Below are 18655 nucleotides of genomic sequence, written 5' to 3'. Positions count from 1 at the left end.
CGCTCACTCAAAATACTGACCGTTACTCATTGCTGAGCAACGTTATACTTTTTGTGAACATTTGATAATTTAAGTAATCAGCTGAACTAGTCAGCCGGCACCTTCATCAAACGCCCACACTTATCGACTGTTAATTTTTAAAGAACTTATTCGGTACTGCCTTGCTGCGTTCTGCGAATCGTTTTGTTCGTCAGCAGCAGAGGAAGAAGATTATGCACTACATCGCTTAACTCGTCAACCCCATCTTTTTCTTCAGCGCTAGCGGTGTTGTCAAAACACCGAGCTCAACTACTTGCTCAACTGATTGATTCTGTTCAGTTTTTGCTGCGCCTCAGAAGCAGGAGGCGAACTATAGCAAAGCCGGGCGAGCTCTGCAAGATCCTCCCGTTGCGTCCGCGACACCTACTCTTCCGCGCGCGCTTCGGCGGCCGCCCTCGCCGCTTCCAGCGCAGGGCCATGCTCCTGGACCCAGGCGATCAGTGCCGTGAAAGGTGCCTGCAGCGTCCTGCCCAAGGGCGTGATCGAATACTCGACCGCCACCGGCGACGAGGCAATCACGCGCCGGTCCACCAGCCCGTTCCGCTCGAGGCGGCGCAGGGCCTCGGTGAGCGCCTTGTGGGTAATCGGATCGAGGCGCCGCTTGATCGCGTTGAAGCGTGAAGGCTGCGTGCAGACCACGGCCAGGATCAGCACCGACCATTTGTTGGCAATCTGCTCAAGTACCGGCTTGGTACCGTTGATCTGTTCGAGGACAGTCTCGAGTGTCGATGTCATTGTGGTTTCCTCCCATATATCTAGTGTAAATCAAGTGCGTAATTGACACTAGATATACGGTATATATCATTGATTACCCAACCATTCAGGAGGCTTCCCATGTTGAAACTCGAAGGAAAAACAGCGCTCGTCACCGGCGGCAACAGCGGTATCGGCCTGGCCATCGCCCATCGTTTTGTGGCCGAAGGTGCGCACGTGTTCATCACCGGCCGGCGCCAGGCGCAGCTCGACGCCGCGGCCGCATCGATCGGTGCGCAGGCCACGGCGATCCAGGGCGACGTCAGCCGCATGGAAGACCTCGACCGCCTGTTCCACACGATCGATGCGACCGGCAAAAAGCTCGACATCCTCGTCACCTCCTCCGGCGTGTCGGACGTCTCGACCCTGGACGAGACCACGCCCGAGCACCTGGACGCCGCATTCGGCGTGAACGTGCGCGGCATGGTATTCACGGTCCAGCGCGCGGTGCGCCGGATGACCGAGGGCGGCGCCATCGTGCTGCTGGGTTCGATTGCGGGCCAGATCGCCAACCCGGGCTACGGCACCTATTCGGCAACCAAGGCGGCGGTACGCTCCTACGCGCGCACCTGGACCCACGAACTGGCGCCGCGCGGCATCCGTGTCAACACCATCAGCCCGGGTCCGATCGATACGCCGATGTTCGACAAGGCCAGCGACGAGGTGCGCGAGGCGCTGAGCAGCCGCATCCCCTTCAAGCGCCTCGGCCGGCCGGAAGAAGTCGCGGATGCGGCACTGTTCCTGGCCAGCGACGACAGCCGCTATGTGGCAGGTGCGGAACTGGTGATCGATGGCGGCATGATCGCCTGAGCGGCCGGCTGGCGTCAGGGCGCCAGGTTCGGATAGCTGAACGAGACGAAGTGCACGGCATTGAGGGCAAAGTGCGTCAGGATGGCGCCCTCGATCCTCCGCGACCACAGGTAGGCGGCGGCATAGTGGACGCCGGCGAGGGTCGCCAGCGCCACCAGCACCATGCCGCCGCGGGCATGGGCAAGCCCGAACAGCAGCGACGACAGCAGCGTGGCCACGAGCACCCCGCCGCGCCGCCGCGCCATGCCGCGCGCCAGCCGCTCGAGCATGAAGCCGCGGAAAAAGGCCTCTTCGGTGACGCAGGTGAACAGCAGGTTGGACGCCAGGAACCAGGCCGAATATGGCGTCCACTTCCAGTCGGGGCGCACGTAGCCCAGCGCCCAGCCCAGCCCCAGCACGACGGCCAGCACGGACACCACCACCGGCCACACCCGTCGCAGCATCGCCCGCCAGTCCGCAAGGCTGGAAATGCGCTCGCAGAACACGCCCATCAGCACGATCCCGGCCACCGCGGTGTCGGCATTCGCGCGCAGGGAAAACGGCGGCGTGTCGGCGGAGAAGCGGATGCCCTCGGCCAGCACCGGATTGTAAAAGCCGGGAAACCGGTGCAGGGCAAACAGGAAGGCGGCAAGGCCGGTCAGCACCAGCAGCGGCACGCGCACCCACGCGCGGGCGGCCCCGCGTGCGCCGAAGGCCAGCGCCGCATAGGCCAGTATCCACATGGGCGCGCGCCAGTCCAGCAGTCCGCCGGCAAGACCGGCAACGCAGGCCAGTGCCAGCCCGGCGCACCACGCCCAGTCACGCCGTCCACGGATGGGCGGGGCCGGCACCCACAGCAGCACGACCGTCAGGGCCAGGAAACCGAAAGTGAGAAGGATGCTTGGGCTGGGCGTCATGCCGAGAAGTCTACATCGGCCGCACCCGCTCATCCAGCGGCCGATGAGAAGCCGGCGTCACGACAGCGCGGTCGGCCGCAACACGATCTCGTTGACGTCGACTTCGTCCGGCTGGCCGATGGCGAAGGCAATCGCCTTGGCCACCGACAGCGTCGGCATGGCGATCTTGTGCTGTTCCCGCACCGATTTCGCCATCTCCGGATCGGTCACGCTCGACGGCAGGTCGGTATCGGTCGGTCCCGGCGAAATGATCGTGCTGCGGATGTTGTAGGCCGTGCCCTCCTGGCGCAAGCCTTCCGAGATGGCGCGCACCGCGAACTTGGTGGCCGAGTACACGGCCATGTTGGGACGCACGCGCAGCCCGGCGGTCGACGCGATGTTGATGATATGGCCGCCGTTCTGGCGCTGCATCACCGGCAGCACCGCGGCGATGCCGTACAGGACGCCCTTCAGGTTAATGTCGATCATGCGCTCCCAGTCCTCGACCCGGGCCTGGTCCAGGCGCGACAGCGGCATCAGGCCGGCATTGTTGACCATCACGTCCACCCGTCCGAACGCGTTGACGGCCGTCGCCACCAGCGCATCGACCTGCTCGCGCCGGGCGACGTCGACCGCCGCCACCTCGGCCTTGCCGCCGCCGGCACGGATCTCGGCCGCGATGGCATCCAGCCTGTCCCGGCGCCGCGCGCCGAGCACCACGCGGGCCCCAAGACCGGCCAGGTGGCGCGCCGTCAGTTCGCCGATGCCGCTGCTGGCACCGGTGACGACGACGACTTTTCCTGCGATATTCGATTCCATGCATGCTCCTTCAAATAAGAAGAGAGCTTATCCGCTGGCGTGCCCTGCCCGCGCACGGCACGCCACCGGCAACCCGGCATCAGCGCAGGTTGCCGGTATGTCCCAGCGAGTAACGGCCCGGCTGCGGCCACACCGTCAGGCCGTGCGGCTCGCCGCCGACCTTGACCTGGGTGACGGCCCCGCTCTGGGTGTCGAAGCGGTAGGCGACATCGTCGAAGCGGCCCGACAGCCACAGCCACTTGCCGTCGACGCTGACGTTGCCCATGTCAGGGCTGCCGCCGCCCGGAACCGTCCAGCGCGCGACGATCTTGCCGCTGGCGAAGTCCAGCACCGCCACGCTGCCGGCGCCGTGGCGCTTGCCGTGGATGCGGTGGGTGCCGCGGTTGGCGATGTACAGCAGCTTGCCGTCGCGGCTCGGGTACAGGCCGTGGGTACCGAGGCCGGCCGGGATGAAGCCGATCTGCTTCAGGTTGTCGCCGTCGACCACGTGCACGCCGTCGGCCTCCATGTCGGCCACGTAGTAGCGCTTGCCGTCCGGCGAGATGCGCACGTCCTGCGGCATGCCCTTGCGCGAGCTGCAGACCTCGTCGGCGCCCGGGATGCGCGGATCGGCGCCTTCGCGCACGCGCGTGGCCGGCATCGACAGCTTCAGGTAGCCGGCCACCTTGTGCGACACCATGTCGATCTTGGCCAGGCTGCCGTCGAACTCGCAGGTGAACAGCGCGTAGCGGCCGTCGATCGAGAATTCGGCGTGGTTGATGCCGCCGCACTGCGGGACGTCGATCGCGTACTGCATCGCCATCGTGTGCGGATCGCGGAAGTCGAGGCGGTGGCGCGCTTCGGCCACCACGATCGCCGACTTGCCGTCCGGCGTGAAGTACATATTGTAGGGATCGTCGACCGGCACCGACGCCCCCGGCTTGCCGGTGCGCGGGTCGATCGGGGTCAGGCTGCCGGTGTTCCGGCGTTCGGCATTATTGGCCACCCACAGCGTGCGCAGGTCCCAGGACGGGATCACGTGCTGCGGACTGGTGCCGACCTTGAAGCGGTCGACCACCTTCATGGTGGCCGGATCGATCACGCTGACGTCGTTGCTGCGCAGGTTCGGCACGTAGATGCGCTGCAGGTCGCCGCGCACCGCGGGGCTCAGGTGCGACGGTCCGATTTCGCTGTACACGTTGCGGGCGTCGACCACGGGCGCCATGCCGGGCACGGTCACGATGCGTGCCGGCTGGGGTGTCGCCTGGGGCGTCGCTTGCGGATTGGGCGCGCCAATGACGTGCGTGGCGACGAAGGCACCGCCGGCCAGGATGGTCAGGGCCAGGCAGGCAGTGGCAGATCTCTTGAAGGGCACGATGGACTTCTCTACGGTTGTTTGGATGGATTCTTGGTGCCGGTCGCGGCCCGGATGGCGGCCACCGACGCGTCGACGATGCGGGCCACGCCGAGCTGGCCCAGTTCGGCCGACGCGCGGGACGGGTCGCCACGCACGCCGCCATTCGGCCCCGCCTTGGCACCGGCGGCCAGCAATCCGCTGCGCACGCCGGCCGGATCCAGCGCCAGCGACAGGCTGGTGTCGGCCAGGCCGGCATGCAGGCCGATTTCGGCATCGCCGTGGCCGCGGCGCTTCAGGTCGGCCACGTAGCCGGCCTGGGTGGCCTGGTAATAATCGGGCAAGGCGTGGGCGCGGCAACTGCCTTTCGCGCTCACCCGCGCGGCTGCCTTTTCTTCGCTTTTCTGGTAGCCGCCATGGTCGCCCAGGAAGAACACGTCGCGCACGCCGTGCTGGCACAGGCTGCGCGCGGTGGATTCGAGAATGGATTCGAAGGCGGCTTCCGGAATCGAGAGGGTGCCGGCGAAGCGCATGTGCCCCGCCGGCGGCGCGATCGAGCCTTCGGGGACATAGGCGATCACCGGCGCCACGGTCGCGTTGCCGAGGCGCTGGGCGATACGGCCGGCCAGGATGTGCGCACGCACGTTGTGCTTGCCGAGGACGATGTGGGGGCCGCTCTGTTCGGTGCCGCCGATCGGCACCAGCACCGTGGTGGCGCCGGCATCGATGCGGGCCTGCAGTTCGGGCGAGGTCAGCTCTTCCATATAGACGCTGGGCGCGCCGCCGGCCGAGGCCAGCGCGGGCACGGCCAGCGCGGCCATCGTGGACACCCTGCGGCGCCATGTATTCTGCAGGTGAAGCATTGTGATCCGTATTCCTGATGCATCGCCGACGCGGCTTGGCCTATTGTAGAGCATGCTGCCAGGAAGGCGCGGACGATTTCAGCTTCGCATAAGCTTGTAAGGACAGCGCGTCAGATGGCCTGTTCCATTTCGTCATGCGCGCGCTGGGCATTCGACTTGTGCGGCGCCAGCGCGACAGCGGCCAGTACGCCGGCCACGAACACCACCGGCACCGCCCAGGCCAGCGCGGTCACGCCGCGCGTGTTCGGTCCCGGCGCCGGCCCGAAGCGGTTTTCAGCCGGATTGCCCGGCGCGAGCAGCAGCCACAGGCCGATCGCGAGATTGACGACCGGGACCAGCAGCCCGAGCGCGATCCAGCGGCTGCGGCCAAGATCGTGCAGCCGGCGCCCGCCGACGATGACGCCGATTGCCGCCGAGGCGGCGGCCGAGAGCCAGGTGGCGGCCGTGTCGCCGGCCAGGCTGGCCAGCAGCAAGGTGGCCAGCAGCACCAGCATGCCGAACGCGAAGCTGTAGGCCAGGTAGCGTACCCGTCCGATACGCCCGTGCAGTTGAAAGAGGACCGGGGTATAAGTCGAGTCGTTCACGTTGCGTCCCAGGAATGCCAAAGGCCGGCATCTTACAGCGTTTGGCGGATTCTTTCAGCCACCGATATTCCGGAACGGGTCCAGCGCCAGGTCGATCAGGCGACGCTCGCGCACCACGATCTCGGCCACCGCCGTCATCCCGTAGCGCAGCGGGTAGCTGGTCTCGCCCACCTTGTATTCGAGCCGCTCCAGCGTGACCCGCCCTTCGTACACCGGCTGGCGGCCAGCAGCCGATGGCTTGGTAGCCGGCGAGATGGTTTGCAGCGTGCCGCGCATGATGCCGTAGCGCTGGTAGGGAAAGGCGTTGAACTTCATCTGCACCGGCAAGCCCTCGCGCAGGAAGCCGCGGTCGTTCTCCGGAATGTCGATTTTCAGGATCGGCCTGGCGTTGCGCGGTGCGATCCCGCCCAGCGGCGCATTGGCCTGGATCTTGTCGCCGGGCTGGGTCGAGGTCACTTCGGTAATGACGCCGTCGACCGGGGCCACGATGCGCAGGAAGTTCTCCTTGTCGATGTTCTCGAAGCGGATGCGGGCGGCGGCATCGGCCACCAGGCGCGCGGTCTGCACCTGCAGGCGCAGCTTGTCCTCGGCGTTGGCGACGTCGCGGTCGGCCGCCTCGGATTGCAGGCGCAGCGTGGCCAGCTGCTGGCCGCTGGTTTCCAGTTCCGACCGGGCCTGGATCGATTCCTGGCCCTGGCGCGCCGCCAGCTCGGCCAGGCGCGCCTGGGCCACCCGCAGCGCATTGTCGGCGGCCAGCAGCGCGTTCTTCTTGGCGTCGACCTGCAGCTGCGAGACCCCGCCGCCGCCGGGCAAGGCGAACAGGCGCGCGTATTTGTCGGCTTCGACCTGGGCGGCGTCGCGCGCGCGCCGCGCATCCTCGACGCCGGTACGCGCTTCCTGCTGCTGCGCCTGCTGGCCCTGGGACAGGCGGCTGGTGCCCTCGGCCAGCCGGCGCTGGTGCTGGCGCTGTTCGACCTCGGTCGCTTCGCGCAGTGCGCTGGCGCGCCGTTCCAGCAGCGCCTTCTGCTGCGGGAATTCCTTCCACTGGCGTTCCGCATCCTCCAGCTTGAGCCTGGCTTCGAGCGCGTTGCGGGCCGCCTCGATGGCGCCGCGCGCATAAATACGCGCCACCACGTCACCGGCCTTCACCGGCTGGCCCTCGGCGATGTAAATATTACTCAACTCGCCGTCGATCGGCGCATACAGGCGGCGCACTTCGGAGGCCGGCACCAAGGTGCCGCCCGCCGTCACCAGCACGTCGGCGTGGCCGAAGAAGGACCAGACCAGGCCCGCCGCGACCAGTCCGACCATGCTGTAGACCAGCGCCCGGGTGAAGCGCCAGGGTTCCGCGGTAAGGATCGAGATGCCTTCGGCGCTGTGGTCCTCGAGCGCCTCGGTCAGCGGTGTCAGGGTATCGCGCTTCACGCTGCGCTCCCCGCCAGCGCCAGCCCGCGCACGTTGCTGAGCGCATCGGCATAGGTGTCGCGGAAGGCCGGCACATGGGCCGCCATGGTGACGAAGCCGCGCTGGTAGGCTTCGTTGCGCGCTTCCCACTGCTGCAGGAACTGGCGGATGCGGGCAGCGTCGGCCGCGTCGCGCACCGGCGCCTGGGCGCCCCCGCGTACTGCCACGAAGCTTTGCAGGGCCACTATCCAGTCGAGTTCGTCGAGCAGTGGCGCCAGTTCCGGATTGCGGCCGGCCTGGCGCCGCATCGCGCCGACGGTGGCGGCCGCCGGCCCGAACCGGCCGGCCTTCAGTTGCGCCATCCAGGCCGGCAGGCGTGCCTTGAGCAGCGCTTCGCTGCCCATCGCCTGCAGCCGGCCGTTGTCCGGGTCATGCGCCAGCGCTTCGGCGGCCACCGTTGCCGCCTGCGCATAGGCGCCGTCGGCCAGCAGGTCTTCCACGCGGCGCTCGGGACTGCCGATGCGCAGCAGCGCGCCCGCCAGCACGGCCACCACTACCGCAGCGGCGATGGCCCAGTGGTGGCGGCGCAGCCGCCGCAGCCACCCGCGTGCGCGCGCCGGCGCGTCGTCCACGGGCGCCGACGCCGGCGCCGGCGCCCCTTCGGGCACGGCAGGCGGCTCGACGCAGAAGATATCGAGGAAGGAGTCGGCGGTCGCGACGAAGGTGGTGCGGTCGGCTTCCGCGCCAGGCGTGCGGCCGGCGGCCTGCACGCCGATGCGCGTCAGCGTCGGGTCCTGCGCGGCGGCGTCCCACTGCATGCCGACGCGGTAGACGAAGTGGCGTCCGCCAAAGGCGAGGACGTCGCCGTCGTGCAGCGCCACCGCGTGTTCGTCGAGACGGGTGCCGTTGACGAAGGTGCCGTTGGTGCTGCCCAGGTCTTCCACGTGCAGCCGGCCGCCCTTGACGAAGATGTGGGCGTGGCGGCGCGACAGGTAGTTCACCTGGGCCGGGTTGGCATCGCGGTAGCGTGCGAAGGTGTCGTCGCCCTTGCTGACCAGGAAGGGGAATTCGGTGACCACGATCGGCTGCAGCTCCGCTTCCGGATGTTCCGGCGCCAGCGTCAGGCTGGCCAGCCGGGCCGGCGGCGGCTGCAGCGCCTCCGGTTCCAGGTGCACGCGGTAGCGCAGTGTCTTGCCGAGGCCGAGCACGTCGCCGTCGCGCAGCATGGCGATCGCCTGGCGTACCGGTACGCCGTTCACGCTACTGCCGTTCTTGCTGCCCAGTTCCGCAAAATAGACGGCGCCCCCTTCGCAGAAGATACGGGCGTGGCGGCGCGACAGGTCGGCCGCCAGCGCCGCCGGGTAGGCGTCGAACGGCGCTTCGGTGCGGCCGATGGCGAATAATGTCTCATGGATGCGGATCGGCGCCAGTTCCGGGTGCGACAGCGGCTCGAGCACGATCAGGAGCCGCCCGGCCGGAGCCGGACGCAGGCTGGCCAGCATCGCATCCGACGGGATCACGGCCGGCTCCGTTCGGCGCTGCGCTCATCGCGCACATCGTTGCGCACCTCATTGCGCACATCGGCCGCCGGCCAGCCGCCGCCCAGCGCCTTGTACAGCGTCACGGTGTCGGCCAGGATCTGCTGCTGGTTGGCCAGCAGCGCCAGCTGCGCCGCCAGCAGCGAGCGCTCGGCCTCGAACACGTCCAGCTGCGACACCATGCCCTCCTTCAGCTGGGCGTCGACCTGGGCCGCGACCACGCCCAACTGGTCCGCCTGCTGCTGCAGTTCGACCCGCTGGCGCCGGTGCGCGTCCAGGTTGACCAGCGTGTTCTCGACTTCCTCGAACGCCGCCATGACCACGCGCCGGTACTCCTGCTCGGCCACCCCGCTGCGCGCTTCGCTGGTCTTCAGGCGCGCCTTGACGCCCGGATCGAACACCGGGAAGTTAATGCTCGGCAGCAAGCCGAAGGTGAAGGACTTCATCAGCGCCCCCAGCGCCAGGCTGGAGGTGCCGCCGCGCCCGGTCAGGCTGATCGACGGCAGCTGCGCCAGCTTGGCCTGCCCGACCACGTCGTAGGCCGCCAGCACCCGGTATTCGGCGGCGACCACGTCCGGCCGCCGCTTGAGCAGTTGCGACGGCAATCCCTCGGGCACGGCTGGCAGCCGCACCCGCCCCTGCAGCGTCCCGGGCGGCACCCGGAATTCACCGGCCGGGATGCCGAGCAGGGTTGCCAGCGCATTCCCGGCCAGCGCCCGCAGCCGCCCCAGCTCGATCAGGTCATTGCTCATGCGGTTGATCTCGGCGCGCTGCTGCAGGACGCGGGTCTGCGGCACCAGGCCCTGCCCCATCATCGCTTCCAGCGTCGCCAGGATGGCGCGGTTCTTTACCAGCGTCTGATGCTGCTGCGCGATCTGCTCGTCGAACTGCAGGATCTGGAAGTAAGTCGTCGACACGTCCGAGACCAGGGTCAGGTAGCCGGCGCGCCAGTCGGCCTCGGTCGCCTTGAACTCGGCGCTCTGTGCCTGCACGCCCTTGGCGGTGGCGCCCCAGATGTCGATGTCCCAGTTGACCTGGGTGGCCAGGTTGAACTGCTTCGAGAATTTCTGCCCGGTGCTCTTTTCGAAGCTGGCCCCGGCGCCCGCGTCCAGGCTCGGCAGGGCGCCGGCGCGCGCCTCGTCGATTTCCGCGCGCGCCACCCCGATGCGCGCGGCCAGCGCCTTGAGGTCGAAGTTGGCGCGCACGGCCTGGTCGACCAGCCGGTCCAGGTAGGGGTCCTGGAACTGGCGCCACCAGTCCGGCGCGATCATCTCGCCGGCGGCCACCGGCAAGTCCTTCTGATTCGACCAGGCGGCCTTGCCCGGCGTGTCGGGACGGCCGTAGGGCTTCTGGCTGACGTCGGCGCAAGCGCACAGCAGCACCGCGGCGGCGGCCAGCGCCCGTCGCCCCCTGCCCAGCGCTTGGCCCCTTGTATATAGCGTCATCTCATGCGCTCCCCCTCGCCTCCCACGCTTTCGACGCCACGAACACCTCGAACAGCCGCCCATCCAGGTGGCCGGCACGGCACTCCTCGTCGATCAGGGCGAGCGCGCGTTCTACCGGCAGCGCCTGTTTATAGGGACGGTCGCGCGCGGTGAGCGCATCGAAGATGTCGCTGATCGTCAGGATCCGCGTCTGCAGGCTGATCTCGGCGCCGCGCAGGCCCATCGGATAGCCGGAGCCGTCCAGCTTTTCGTGGTGGCCATGGGCGATCGCCGGGACGCCGGCCAGTTCGCGGGTCCATGGGATCAGGATCAGGAAGGAATACGAATCGGCCACGTGGGCCTCGATCTGGCGCCGCTCGTCCGGCGTCAGGCAGCCCTTGCCGATGTTCAGCGCCGCGAACTCGTCGTCGCCGAGCAGGCGAAAGCCCGGATCGTCGGCGCCCGGGCAGGCGTGGCAGCGGATCGCCTCCAGCTCGGGCGGCGGCGCCGTGTGCGAGATCGACGGCTCATTGGCGCGCACGATGGTGGCGAAGAACTCGTCCAGGCGCGCGCTTTCCGCGGCCAGCCCGGCCTCGATGCGCTCGCGCTCGCGGCGGAATTCGGTCATGCTCAGTTCTTCGCGCTGGTGGCGCTCGGCCAGGCTGCGCCAGGCGTGCCGCTCGAGGCAGGCGCGCGCGTAGCGGAAGCGCTGTTCCAGCAGGCGCATGTCGGCGTGGTGCAGCTTCTTCTCCTTGCGCAGCACGTGTTCGCGCACGCCGACCTTGCCGAAGTCGTGCAGCAGCGCCGCGTAGCGGATCTCGCGCAGCTGGGCCGGCGTGAAGGCGGCGCGCCGCAGTGCCGGGTCGCCGGCACGTTCGATGGCCATTGCCAGGTTTTCGGCATAGCCGGCCACGCGGAACGAGTGGCCCGCCGTGACCGGGTCGCGCTCCTCGATCGCCTGTACCGAGGCGCACACGAAGCCGTCCAGCAGACCCTTGATGTCGGAATACAGCTGGAAGTTCTTCAGCGCGACCGCGGTCTCGGCGCACACGCCGCTGAGGATTTCGAGGTCGGCTTCCTGGAAGGCATGCGGATCGGACGAGGTGTCGACCTGGATCAGGCCCAGCACGTCCTCGCCCAGGATCAGCGGCACGCACATGACGCTGAGGATGGCCTGGGCCACGATCGAGGCCTGGCCGGCGAACTGGCGGTCGGCCAGCGTGTCGACCGAGAGGATGGCGCGCTTGTGCACCAGCACCTGGTCGACGATGGTGTGCGAGATGCGCATGCGCGCCGGATCCTCGACGGCACCGTCGCGGCGGCGCGCGGCGACCGGGCGCGGCGGATCGCGCTCACTCATTGGCCCATCGTCGCGCAGCATGATGAAGCCGCGCTCGGCCGCCGGAAACAGCTCGAAGATCAGGTTCATGATCTTTTCGACCAGCGTGGCCTGGTCAGTCACGGCGCCCAGCGCGATGCTGACCTGGGCCATCGCGTGCAGCCGGTGCACCGTGTTTTCGAGGTCGCTGCGGCCGGCGTTGCGGGTGTCGACCACCGGCGCAAAATGCGTGGCGTCGACCGAACCCCGGATCACGGTCGGAGCGCTGCCCGGTTCCGGCAGCATCAGCGAGTGGAACACCAGCGGGGCCGAGGCCAGCACCAGCTCGTCGCCGTCGCGCAGCAGGTGCCAGGCGCCGGGCGCCAGCCGTTCGCCGGCAACGAAGGTGCCGTTACGCGAATGCAGGTCTTCGACGAAATAGCTGGCGCCGCGGCGCCGGATGCGCGCATGGCGGCGGCTGACCGTCGGCTCGGGAATGCAGATGTATTGATCGGAGGCCAGCGCATCCTGGCGGTCGCGCCCGAGCACGGCTTCGTCGTGCAGCGCGAACACGGCCGGCCGCGCCAGCCCCGCACCCATCCATTCGACGTAGGCGCGGACCGGATCGGCGGCGGCGGGCAGGCTCGGGCTGGGTTCCATGCGGGCTCACCTCACCGTGACCGTGATCCGCTTCGACACCACCGGCGGCGTGTGCGGGATGTGCTTGTCGTCGCCCATCAGCAGCTGCAGCGTGTGGGTCCCGGGCGGCAGGTCGAGCATGGTCTCGGTCTCGCCGGCGCCGAAATGCAGGTGGTTGCGGTCGGACGGGATCACCTGGCCGGCCGGCGGCAGCCCGGTATCGATCAACAGGTGGTGGTGGCCGGTGTTCTCGAAGGCGACGCCCTTCGGCGCCACGCCCATGTTGCGCAGGCCGAACCAGACGCGGAAGGGTTTGCCTGCCGGGAGCACCGCGCCGTCGGCCGGCCAGCCGATGTAGCAGTAGGCGTTGGCAGGTGCGTCGGTGGCGGACGCCGTCGCCCCGGTAAGCAGGGCCGTCATGGCCAGCGCGGCGAACAGTGGGCGCATGATCGTCTCCGTGAATCGGGCGCGCTCAGCGCACCGTGATGGTGATCGGTTTCGACACCACCGGCGGCCTGTGCGGCACATGGTCCTTGTCCCCGAGCAGCAGTTGCAGCGTGTGGGTGCCGGGTGGCAGTTCGACCCGGGCCTCGGTCTCGCCGGCCCCGAAATGCAGGTGGTTGCGGTCGTTCGGAATCGGTTCCGTCATCGGCGGCAGGCCGGTATCGATCAGCAGGTGGTGGTGGCCGGTGTTCGGCACCGCGGTGCCCTTCGGCGCAATGCCCATGTTGCGCAAGCCCATGCGCACCCAGAACTTGCCGCCGTCGATCACGCTGCCGTCGTGCGGCCAGATGAAATAGACCTGGGCATTGGCGGGCGCAGCAGCGGGCGCATTCGCCGGCACGTTGGCGGGCTGCGCGGATGCCGTGCCGGGGTGCGGGAAAACCGCCAGCAGCAGGACCGGGACGAAGGGATGGCGCATATCGAAAGCTCCAGCCAGGTACCTTGCGCAGTGCGCATCGATACTTCTAAATCTGGCACACTCTCATTCAGATCGCAAGTCATTCCTGTCCACACGGGGCACGCGGAGGAAGGTCCATGAGGCACATGCTGACGATGGTTTGCGTACTGGCGCTCTCCGCCGTTTCAAGGCCGGCGGATGCCGACGTGGTGCCGAAGGCGAGCCCGGAGCAGTTCGAGCTGGCGTTCTGGAATTCTGTCAAGGACAGCACCCATGCCGCCGACTACGCAGCCTACCTGAAGGCGTATCCGAAAGGACGTTTCGCGGCCCTGGCGCAGGCCCGGATCGCGCGGCTGGGCGCGCCGCCGGGTACGCTACAGAGTTCGCCCCAGCCGCCGGCACCGGCGCCGGCGCCCGTGCCTGTACTGCCCGCGCCAGCGCCTGCCACGCCGAACACCGTTATCGCCGACATCAAGGATTGCCCGGCCTGTCCGGCGCTGGTCTCGCTGCCCGGCGGCACCTTCACGATGGGCAGCAACACCAGCGACCCCAGCGAAAAGCCGGCGCACCCGGTCACCATCGGCGCGCCGTTCGCGATCGGCAAGTACGAAGTCACGGTGCAGCAGTGGAATGCCTGCGCCAACGCCGGCGCCTGCCCGAAGATCCCGCAGCCGGCCGGTACCGGCGCCAACGCGCCGATGCGCGACGTCAGCTGGGAAGACGCGCAGCAGTATGTCAAGTGGCTGGGCAGTGTGAGTGCCAGGCCCTACCGCCTGCCGACCGAAGCCGAATGGGAATTCGCGGCGCGCGGCGGCACCGCCACGCCGTTCTGGTGGGGCGAGCAGATGGCGGCCGGCAAAGCCAACTGCAAGGAATGCGGTCCGCCCTGGAGCGACACCCGCCCCGCCGACACCGGCAGCTTCGCCGCCAACCCCTACGGCCTGTACGACACCAGCGGCAGCGTGTGGGAATGGGTCGCCGACTGCTGGCACGCCAGCTACAAGAATGCGCCCGGCGACGGCCGCGCCTGGGACCAGCCGGACTGCACGCTGCGCGTGATCCGCGGCGGCTCCTGGCGCGAAGGGGCTGCCTACATGGTCGCGTCGACGCGCTTCCGCTACGATGCCGGCGTGCGCCATGCCCAGAACGGGTTCCGGGTGGCGCGCGGCCTGAAGTGAGTGTCAGCGGGCCTTGGTCGTGAACGGCAGGAATTCGACCGCCACCGAGCCGGCGCCGCTGCGCGCGCGGATGCGCTCCAGCCGCGCCGCCGCCTCGACCAGGTAGCCGGCACGCGGCTCCGTTTCCGGCCGCAGCGTGTCGAACAGCGGCGCCGGCGTCGCCACCAGCACCGCCAGTTCGGCGCCGAAGGGCTTGCCGATGGCCCACTCGCCGCCGCCGCCGATCGACCGGGTCGCGTGCGGCGCCGCCCGGTTGTCGAGCGCCAGCGCATTCGGCAGCAGGTGGGCGACGCCGGCGTCGGGCGAGTAGACGTCGATGCTGAGGAAGGACGCGCTCGCCGGCGCCTTCACGTCGAGCACCAGCGACTCGCCCCCGGTCAGCACGCCCTTTGCCGCCGCACCGGTGCCGGCCAGGCGCAGCGCGACGCCGCCAGCGGCCTGGCCGCCGTTCTGTCGATAGGCGGTCCAGTACGGCCCGAACACCGACAACACCGGGCACTGGCCGGGATCGACTTCCCGCACCCGCTCGAAGCTCACGGTCGACACGCCGGGCAGCGCCGCCAGCCGGTCCTTCAGGCCGTCGCGGTCGCCCTCCTTCGACAGGAAGCCCTGCACTTCGACCGCATGCGCGCGCACGGCAGCCACCAGCGCCGAACAAGGGACGCCCGCCAGTGCGGCATCGATGGCTGCCGCGCTCGGCGCAGCCACCGTCGCGGTCGCGGCCGGCGGCGCCGACGCAGCCAGCGGCGGCGCGGCTTCCGGCGTCCGCCCCAGCACATGCCAGGCCACGGCGGCCAGTACGCCGACCCCGAGCACGCCGATGGCCGCCGCCGCAGCCAGGCCATGGCGCGACACCATGCCGCCGGTGCCGAAGCCGTCGAGGAAACGCGCCACCGTCGGCGTGCGCGCCTCGCGTTCCAGCGCCAGCCCGCACTTCAGCGCCTGCCACTGCGACCGTCCCAGCCCCGAAGGCCGTTGCGGCCGCATGCCGGCGCCGCGCGCCTGCACCGAGGACAGCCGGTTGAACGGATGGTGCCCGGTCAGGAGTTCGTAGGTGATGCAGGCCAGCGCGAAGATGTCGTCGCGCGGGTCGGGGTCGCGGTTTTCCAGCATTTCCGGGCTGGCATAGGCCGGCGTCAGTGCGCCCAGGCTGCCGGCGTCGAACACGGTCACGTCGACGTCTTCCTCGGCCTTCTGGAACACCCGCGCGATGCCGAAATCGATGACCTTGACGTTGCCGGCGTCGGTCAGGAACACATTGCCCGGCTTGAAGTCGCAGTGGACGAAGCCGTGCCCGTGCGCGTAGGCCAGCGCATTCGCCATGCCGGTGACGATGCGCAGGGTATCGGCGTAAGGCATGCCGGCAAAGCCCGGCGCCCGCAGCAGCTGGCTCAGCGGCTTGCCCTGCAGGTATTCCATGGTCAGGTAGACCATCGGGCCGTCGCGGTCGAAATCGTAGACCGACACGATGTTCGGATGGGCCAGCGCCTGCGCCTTGCGTGCTTCGCGCTGCAGGGCGATCAGCGACTTCGGATGGCCGCGGAACTGCACGTTCAAGACCTTGATGGCGATGTAGGGCTTGCGGTCCGCCGCCTCGAGCTTGCGCAGGTCGAGCGCCTTGTACACCGTGCCCATGCCGCCGAAGCCGATGCATTCCTCCAGCACGAAGCGGCCGTTCAAGGTCTCGCCGACGCCCTTCATGCGCTCGGGCTCGGCGCCGAAGGGGCCCTCGCCACCGGACCGCTCCAGGGATGGATCGCGCATCGTATGCCCATGATGCGCGCCGGGGCGGGTCTGGACGAAGGTGTCGTCGCCGCCCTGCTGCCGGCGCGCGGCGACCAGGCGTTCGATGCGCTGCTGCACCTCGGTGTAGACCTCGCGCGGCAGCGGCTTGCGCGCGTGCGCCTCGCTCAGCATCTCCAGCAGGAGGCCGGCGCTCTCGGGCGCGCCCGCCAGCACGCGATCGAGCTGCGCGAAGAAATCGGGTTGCTGCAAGGCGCCGCTCTGCAACTGATGTATCGCGTGAGCGAAACTTTCCATGATGTCGATGAGGTCGTGTACAGGCGGCCACATTGAGTTGAGACTAGCATGCGGCCGCGGATGATCAAGCCTTTGTGACGCATCAATCGGGCCAAGGGACTATACTTTCAGCAGCACACCCGAGGAGGACATCATGGCCACCATCGTCATCAAGGACTTGCAGGAAAATACCGAGCTCGATCGCCAGGCCATGCTGGCGATTGCCGGCGGTTCGCGCTACCGCGCCGCCCTCGGCCTGACCGCACGCCTGCCCGTGCGTTCATCTTTGCAGCGCACCAGGCTGTTCGATCCGGTGCCCGCCGTGGCAGTGCGGCCGGGCACAGCCAAGCCGGCAGGCCGCTGAAGTAAAACGCACAAGTAAGCCGAGCACGAAGATGTCGGCCTGAAGCCGACATCTGCAGCTTCGCCTGTTGCTGCGGTCCCGACACCGCACGCCCCGATCGACGCCCTTCCCCTTCGACGCCGCCCTGGCCCCGTCCTGGCTTGGTACTGGCACGCCTGATGCTGTCCCCAGACCGTGGGCGCGGACTTCCGCGCCCACGTTCCGCAACCAGTCGCCAGTCACCATCCAAAGGGGAAGCTCATGAACATCCACAAGCACATGGAAGCCATCTTCGTCGGCACGCTCGCCGTCGTCGGCCTCGCCGCGGTCGCGATCGACAGCCTGCCGCGCGCCGAAGCCCGGCCCGCGGCGCCGGTGGCGCGCAACATCGCGACGGCCGGCAGCATGGCGGTCGTCATCGTGCGCGGGCACAAGCCGGCGCCGCGTCCCTGAGTGGGGTTACCGCTGCAAGGCAGACGCCGTTTCCCGTCGTCCGCAGCAATGCCCGAAGCGCAGTCCGGCTTCGGGCATTTTTACGTTTACGCGCGCCGCGGCACACGTGCACCAGGCCTGTCGGGCCGCACCGAACAGGCTTGTGCCCACGTGTTGGCGCCGACCCGTCACCCCGCCGCCACGCCGGTCTTGCCAGGCTGTTCACGCCACCGTCACCACCTCGAACAATCCCTTTTTTTTCAATGACTTGCGATCTCAGATCGGGCTTCGAGAGACGCTGGCACGCTTCTCGCTGAATGTCCATCGAGCGCAAACCAAATGCCTCAAACCTGAAACCACTCACTCGTTATCACTCAAGGAGAAACACCATGAAAACCCTGATCATCACCGACCTGGCCCGTACCGAACAACTGGACAGCGGCGCCATGCGCACCGTGCGCGGCGGCTTCGGCAGCTACAAGATGGGCAGCGCCCACTACCCGCTCGGCAACGTGAGCTACACGCCGCGCTTCGATTCGTCGCTCGACGCGACCCAGAACCTGTCCCAGGCGCAGGAGGTCATGCTGGCTACCGCCAACGGCTCGGCCTTCCTGGGCGGGGTGCACGTCGACAGCGACGTCAACCAGCACGGAGAAAACAAGATCGTCCGCAACTAAATCCATCCGCATCCATTCTGCATTCACATTGAACTTAAAGGAGCATCATCATGAAAACCCTGACCATCACCGACCTGGCCCGTACCGAAGACCTGGACCGCAGCGCCATGGGCGCCGTCCGCGGCGGCTGGACCATGCGTTCGCCGTCCGTCCCCAAGCACGGCGACCTGAGCTACGCACCGAGCTTCGATTCGTCGATCACCGGGCGCCAGAACCTGGACCAGGCGCAGGAAGTCCTGCTGTCCACCGCCAACGGCTCGGCCTTCCTGGATGGCGTCCACGTCGACAGCCACGTGAACCAGGACGGCAAGAACAAGATCGTCGGCTGAACGACGCCGGCTGCGCGGCGGTGCGATGTCCGTCCCGCCGCGCAGCGCGACCGATTACCCATCAAGGAGAACCAACATGTCTTCCATCGTCGTGCAAGACCTGGCGCACAGCGCCGCACTCGACCAGCGTGCCATGACGTCCGTGCGGGGCGGCACCGGCATCGCCAGGGACACCGGCAAATTCCTCGGCAAGGACGTCAACGTCGACATCAACGTCAACCAGCAGATCGGCCAGTTCCAGCAGATCGGCATCAACGTCCTCAACAACAACGGCGTGATCGGCGCCCCGATCGGCGGGCCGGACATCAAGGTCCCGGCCCACCTCTGGGCCGAGAACCACGCCACGTTCTGAGCCTCGCCTTCAGTCATTCGATCAT

General features: G+C 68.3%; 20 protein-coding genes. 7 read left to right on the top strand and 13 right to left on the bottom strand.

All coding sequences use genetic code 11. The features are described from left to right. Window positions 1-402: 402 nt before the first annotated feature. Window positions 403-774: a helix-turn-helix domain-containing protein gene (locus tag FBX97_RS25755; protein ID WP_141838075.1), complete on the bottom strand. Its 372-nt coding sequence runs from the start codon at window positions 772-774 to the stop codon at window positions 403-405. A 99-nt stretch (window positions 775-873) separates the two neighbouring features. Here FBX97_RS25755 and FBX97_RS25750 point away from each other — a divergent pair, with 99 nt between their 5' ends. Next, entirely contained in the window at window positions 874-1602 is a 729-nt protein-coding gene (locus FBX97_RS25750) for an SDR family NAD(P)-dependent oxidoreductase (protein ID WP_141838073.1), read from the top strand. A gap of 14 nt (window positions 1603-1616) precedes the next feature. Here FBX97_RS25750 and FBX97_RS25745 read toward each other — a convergent pair whose 3' ends face one another. From FBX97_RS25745 to FBX97_RS25695, 11 genes are all read right to left on the bottom strand, one after another. Further along, on the bottom strand, window positions 1617-2498 hold the full coding sequence (locus tag FBX97_RS25745; protein ID WP_185748752.1) for a CPBP family intramembrane glutamic endopeptidase: 882 nt from the start codon (window positions 2496-2498) through the stop codon (window positions 1617-1619). A 57-nt stretch (window positions 2499-2555) separates the two neighbouring features. Next, window positions 2556-3296, bottom strand: a complete 741-nt coding sequence (locus FBX97_RS25740; RefSeq protein ID WP_141838069.1) for an SDR family oxidoreductase — start codon at window positions 3294-3296, stop codon at window positions 2556-2558. Between the two features lie 79 nt (window positions 3297-3375). Continuing rightward, a complete protein-coding gene (locus tag FBX97_RS25735; protein ID WP_141838172.1) occupies window positions 3376-4500 on the bottom strand; it encodes a YncE family protein in 1125 nt (374 codons plus the stop codon). A 161-nt stretch (window positions 4501-4661) separates the two neighbouring features. Further along, complete coding sequence (locus FBX97_RS25730; RefSeq protein ID WP_255517640.1) at window positions 4662-5450, bottom strand: creatininase family protein; 789 nt, start codon at window positions 5448-5450, stop codon at window positions 4662-4664. Between the two features lie 152 nt (window positions 5451-5602). Beyond that, window positions 5603-6076 carry a DUF805 domain-containing protein gene (locus tag FBX97_RS25725; RefSeq protein WP_185748751.1) on the bottom strand — a complete coding sequence of 158 codons (474 nt, stop codon included), beginning with the start codon at window positions 6074-6076 and terminating at the stop codon, window positions 5603-5605. Window positions 6077-6130: 54 nt separating this feature from the next. Further along, the gene (locus FBX97_RS25720) at window positions 6131-7501 is read right to left on the bottom strand and encodes an HlyD family efflux transporter periplasmic adaptor subunit (RefSeq protein WP_141838063.1); all 1371 of its coding nucleotides are present in this window, start codon (window positions 7499-7501) and stop codon (window positions 6131-6133) included. Next, the gene (locus FBX97_RS25715; RefSeq protein ID WP_141838061.1) at window positions 7498-9000 is read right to left on the bottom strand and encodes an FHA domain-containing protein; all 1503 of its coding nucleotides are present in this window, start codon (window positions 8998-9000) and stop codon (window positions 7498-7500) included. Before FBX97_RS25715 ends, FBX97_RS25720 begins: the two co-directional genes overlap by 4 nt. Next, window positions 8997-10463, bottom strand: coding sequence for an efflux transporter outer membrane subunit (locus tag FBX97_RS25710; protein ID WP_141838059.1), 1467 nt, complete (start codon window positions 10461-10463; stop codon window positions 8997-8999). Before FBX97_RS25710 ends, FBX97_RS25715 begins: the two co-directional genes overlap by 4 nt. Window position 10464: 1 nt before the next feature. Then, window positions 10465-12420: an HD domain-containing phosphohydrolase gene (locus tag FBX97_RS25705; protein WP_255517635.1), complete on the bottom strand. Its 1956-nt coding sequence runs from the start codon at window positions 12418-12420 to the stop codon at window positions 10465-10467. A 6-nt stretch (window positions 12421-12426) separates the two neighbouring features. Next, complete coding sequence (locus tag FBX97_RS25700; RefSeq protein ID WP_141838057.1) at window positions 12427-12846, bottom strand: DUF4399 domain-containing protein; 420 nt, start codon at window positions 12844-12846, stop codon at window positions 12427-12429. Window positions 12847-12871: 25 nt separating this feature from the next. Next, window positions 12872-13321 carry a DUF4399 domain-containing protein gene (locus tag FBX97_RS25695; RefSeq protein WP_141838055.1) on the bottom strand — a complete coding sequence of 150 codons (450 nt, stop codon included), beginning with the start codon at window positions 13319-13321 and terminating at the stop codon, window positions 12872-12874. A 116-nt stretch (window positions 13322-13437) separates the two neighbouring features. Here FBX97_RS25695 and FBX97_RS25690 point away from each other — a divergent pair, with 116 nt between their 5' ends. Continuing rightward, window positions 13438-14478 carry a formylglycine-generating enzyme family protein gene (locus FBX97_RS25690; RefSeq protein ID WP_141838054.1) on the top strand — a complete coding sequence of 347 codons (1041 nt, stop codon included), beginning with the start codon at window positions 13438-13440 and terminating at the stop codon, window positions 14476-14478. A 3-nt stretch (window positions 14479-14481) separates the two neighbouring features. On the opposite strand, the gene FBX97_RS25685 is transcribed toward FBX97_RS25690, so the two are convergent. After that, entirely contained in the window at window positions 14482-16473 is a 1992-nt protein-coding gene (locus FBX97_RS25685; RefSeq protein WP_370457351.1) for a serine/threonine-protein kinase, read from the bottom strand. A 178-nt stretch (window positions 16474-16651) separates the two neighbouring features. On the opposite strand from FBX97_RS25685, the gene FBX97_RS25680 reads away from it, so the two are divergent. The 5 genes from FBX97_RS25680 (at window position 16652) to FBX97_RS25660 (ending at window position 18630) form a co-directional block, all read left to right on the top strand. Next, window positions 16652-16861, top strand: a complete 210-nt coding sequence (locus FBX97_RS25680) for a hypothetical protein (protein ID WP_141838050.1) — start codon at window positions 16652-16654, stop codon at window positions 16859-16861. 240 nt (window positions 16862-17101) lie between these two features. Then, window positions 17102-17293, top strand: a complete 192-nt coding sequence (locus tag FBX97_RS25675) for a hypothetical protein (protein WP_141838048.1) — start codon at window positions 17102-17104, stop codon at window positions 17291-17293. Between the two features lie 368 nt (window positions 17294-17661). Next, a complete protein-coding gene (locus FBX97_RS25670) occupies window positions 17662-17949 on the top strand; it encodes a hypothetical protein (RefSeq protein ID WP_141838046.1) in 288 nt (95 codons plus the stop codon). A gap of 50 nt (window positions 17950-17999) precedes the next feature. After that, on the top strand, window positions 18000-18278 hold the full coding sequence (locus FBX97_RS25665; RefSeq protein ID WP_141838044.1) for a hypothetical protein: 279 nt from the start codon (window positions 18000-18002) through the stop codon (window positions 18276-18278). Window positions 18279-18354: 76 nt separating this feature from the next. Continuing rightward, entirely contained in the window at window positions 18355-18630 is a 276-nt protein-coding gene (locus FBX97_RS25660; RefSeq protein ID WP_141838042.1) for a hypothetical protein, read from the top strand. Window positions 18631-18655: the final 25 nt, after the last annotated feature.

It is taken from the genome of Herbaspirillum sp. SJZ107 (assembly GCF_006715485.1).
Taxonomy (GTDB): Bacteria; Pseudomonadota; Gammaproteobacteria; order Burkholderiales; family Burkholderiaceae_D; genus Telluria.
This window is presented reverse-complemented; position numbering and strand designations above follow the sequence as displayed.